Here is a 3,122-nt window from a genome sequence, read left to right as displayed (position 1 = left end):
AAGTCTAAGGAGTATGTGTACGGGAGGCTGAAGCTCTGTGAGCTGAATTCCCCCACGGCGCGCCGACTGTTGGACGAGGGTCGCGTGGAGCCTTCTACGGCGCTCCTGATCGCCCGCATCCCCGGCGAGAAGCTACAGGAGAGGGCGGCCATGGCGATCCTTAAGGGCGGCGCGTGGGATGACGATCGGGAGGAGCATGGCCCGATGTCATTCCGGGCGGCGAAGGATGTCGTCCAGCGCGAGTACATGCTCCAGCTGAGCAAGGCTCCCTTCAACACGAAGGACGCGCAGCTGGAGCCGGAGGCCGGCGCGTGTGGCCCCTGCCCGAAGCGGACGGGCAACTGCAAGGCGCTCTACCCGGACGTGAAGTCGGAGAACGTCTGCACGGATCCGGAGTGCTTCGGGAAGAAGAAGGCGGTTGCCTTCAAGGCGGAGGCAGCGGCGGCGAAGGAGAAGGGACAGCGCCTCCTCAAGGAGTCCAAGGCGCTGTGGGACTACGAGGGGAAGAGGCTCGGGTACAGGGGGCAGGAGAAGTACGTCGAGCTCACCGACAAGCTGCCTGGCGACAAGAAGGGGCGCACCTTCAAGGAGTTGCTGGGCGAGAAGGCCCCTGTCGTCCTGGCGAGGGATCCGAACGGGAAGGTTCACCAGCTCCTGGAGAAGGAGCGCCTCGAGGAAGCGCTCGCCGCGGCCGGGCACAAGGTGAAGGTGAAGGACAAGAGCTCGGGCCGGGGCAACGACGACTACGCCAAGCAGCAGGAGGAGGAGAGGTTCCGCCATCGGGTGGTGCAGCGACTGCTCAGCGCCGTCTTCAGCAAGATCAACGCGGGGAAGGTGGATGAGCTCACCGCACTGCGCAGCCTGGCGGGCTGGCTCTACCAGACGGAGGATCCGGAGCTTCAGTCGGCGTGGCAGGAGCGAGCTGGCGCGGACCACCAGGTACGTAAGTACATCGACGAGGCCCCCCGGGCCCTCCTGGTGGCCCTCCTCTTCGAGAGCCTCCTCTACGAAGAGCTGTCGCGCACCTGGAACGGCTACCACCACCGAACGAAGGAAGTGTGCGCGCTAGCCGGGGTGGAGCTCGACGCCGTCGAGAAGGAGCAGCAGGCGGCGGACAAGGCCGCTGCAGCGAATCCTCCGGCGAACGGACGCGAGGGCATCAAGGCCGAGGGTGAGGACCTGGAAGAGGACGGGGAGGACGCCTGATGATTCTCACGTTGCAGGACTTGCTCAATGCCGGAGTGAACGCCTTTGCCGTTCGGCTCCTCGCCAAGGACTTCGAGAAGATGACGATGAACGAGCCGCTTCCGGGCCCCGTCCACATCCCCATGCCGATCGCTGGCGGCAAGGTGATCTGGGTGAGCTTCAGCGATGTTCCGCCAGCGGACCCGGACGGGGTTGCCGCCGATGCCCGTGGCCCCAGCAGGGAACACCCGTGAACCCCGCTCGCGTCCGGATGCTGAGCGCCGGCGCGGCCGGAACCCTCGGTGGAGGGTTCCTCGTGGTGGGCTTCCTCCAGGTTCCGTGGTGCGGCCCGCTCGCCGTGCTCTGCCTCACCTGGCTCGCTGTGCTCGTGTGGCTTGAGGAATGACAGGCCCACTCCCGGGCCAGGAGGTAGAACCGTGAGGTACCTCGCCATCATCGGCGCCGTGCTCTTGTCCTGTGCGGCACCGCAGACTCAAACCACTCCATTTCAGAGGGGGACGGGTGTGATGCCTCCTCCGCCGCCAGTACGTCCCGGCCACGGGGCACCTGTGGTGGGCCAGCCAGGACAGATCTCCCCGCCCCACGTGCCGCGCTCGCCGCACAAACGCATTCTCCCCACCGCGCGTGAGCCGGGGCTCTGGAGTGGCGACTCACCGCGCGCGAACTCCGAGCCCGCTGGATGGCGGACGAGGCTACCTATGGTGATGAACATTCACCTTCCGTCCTCGGCCCAGGAAGAGGACGACCTCGTCCGGGCCTGCGCCGTCATCGCCGACATGGCGCTGAAAACCATGTTGACGGAGGAGGCATTCTACAGGGCCAACCTCAACGAGCAGACCTGTCTGGTGGCGAAGCTGTACCGGCATTGTGCCAACGTCGATGAGATCAAGGTGACTCTCATCAAGTACTGGGGGCGAGAGGTGCCAGCGAAGCTTGCAGCGGCAGTCGCCCGGAAGGCGCGTGACGCGGAATCATGGAAGCGGGACGCGTGCACGGAACGAGGCCTCTCACCATGGGTTGAGCGGTGGGTTGACAAAATCCAAGGGCGTTGGCGGATCTTCGATTGGAGACAAGGCTGACCTTCGACTTCGTTGTAAAGGACCATGTTTGAGGTAGTTAACCATTGTCTAGTACAATGGTTCCATGAGCGCACCCGCACTGCGCGCCTTGTCCGGGGTAGAGGCGCTTCCCACGTTGACGAAGAGCCCCCCGCGGCTGCACGTGGTGGCCGGCGGGGCTGCCCCAGCGTCTGCTGCAGCGCCTTGGAAGGTGCGGCGCCCGCGTGGCCGTGTACACCCGAATCAGCTCGCGCTGCCGTTCCCTCGCTCCAGCAGGGGCCAGTACAACGGACTGGAGGCGTGCGCCATTGAGGCCGCTCTCGGCGCTTGCCGGAAGTACTCGGAGGGCAGCGCCCGGCACCGCGTGGAGGTGGCTCTCCTTGTGGATCTGGTGCTGCCCGAGGTGGTGAAGGTGGCCGCCTCGGTGTGGCAGCGCTCCTCGAGCCTCTCCAGGGAGGATCTGGTGCAGGAGGGCGTGTACGAGCTCTACCGGGTGAAGGCATGGCAGCGCTTCACCCCGGGCCGAGCGGGCCGGGCGCGCTCCCTCTTCCCCAAGTACGTGGCCATGGTGGCGCGCCAGGGCATGGGCCGAGCGGTGAAGGCTTTGGGCCGGCCCGTGCACGTAACCCGGTGGAGCGAGCGCACCGGCAAGGTGCAGGAGGCGCCCACGGGGGTGGGCCTCGAGGCTGCCGCCCACGTGGCGAGCACCTGCGAGGAGGAACTCTCGGAGCGGATGGAGCAGGCCCGCGCCGTGGAGGCCCTCAAGAAGCTCGCCCGGCCGATGCGCCTGGCCGTGGCCGCGCCCCTGGGCCTGCTCCGGGAGGGGACGCTCTCGGACTTCCAGGTGGGCCGACGCCT

General features: G+C 66.7%; 5 protein-coding genes. All 5 read left to right on the top strand.

Annotated elements, in window-relative coordinates:
• Nucleotides 1–1,206 (top strand): hypothetical protein (locus tag VD972_RS20820; protein WP_324989640.1); only part of this gene is annotated, 1,206 nt, incomplete at its 5' end.
• Nucleotides 1,206–1,439, top strand: coding sequence for a hypothetical protein (locus VD972_RS20815; RefSeq protein WP_324989638.1), 234 nt, complete (start codon nt 1,206–1,208; stop codon nt 1,437–1,439). The genes VD972_RS20820 and VD972_RS20815, both read left to right, overlap by 1 nt.
• Entirely contained in the window at nt 1,436–1,591 is a 156-nt protein-coding gene (locus VD972_RS20810) for a hypothetical protein (protein WP_324989636.1), read from the top strand. Before VD972_RS20815 ends, VD972_RS20810 begins: the two co-directional genes overlap by 4 nt.
• A gap of 313 nt (nt 1,592–1,904) precedes the next feature.
• Nucleotides 1,905–2,285 carry a hypothetical protein gene (locus VD972_RS20805; RefSeq protein WP_324989634.1) on the top strand — a complete coding sequence of 127 codons (381 nt, stop codon included), beginning with the start codon at nt 1,905–1,907 and terminating at the stop codon, nt 2,283–2,285.
• A gap of 64 nt (nt 2,286–2,349) precedes the next feature.
• A partial coding sequence (locus tag VD972_RS20800) for a hypothetical protein (RefSeq protein ID WP_324989633.1) occupies nt 2,350–3,122 on the top strand: 773 nt, incomplete at its 3' end.

It is taken from the genome of Hyalangium sp., from assembly GCF_035629615.1.
Lineage (GTDB): Bacteria > Myxococcota > Myxococcia > Myxococcales > Myxococcaceae > Hyalangium.
Note: the sequence above shows the minus strand (reverse complement) of the source record. Positions and strands in the feature narration are given on the sequence as shown.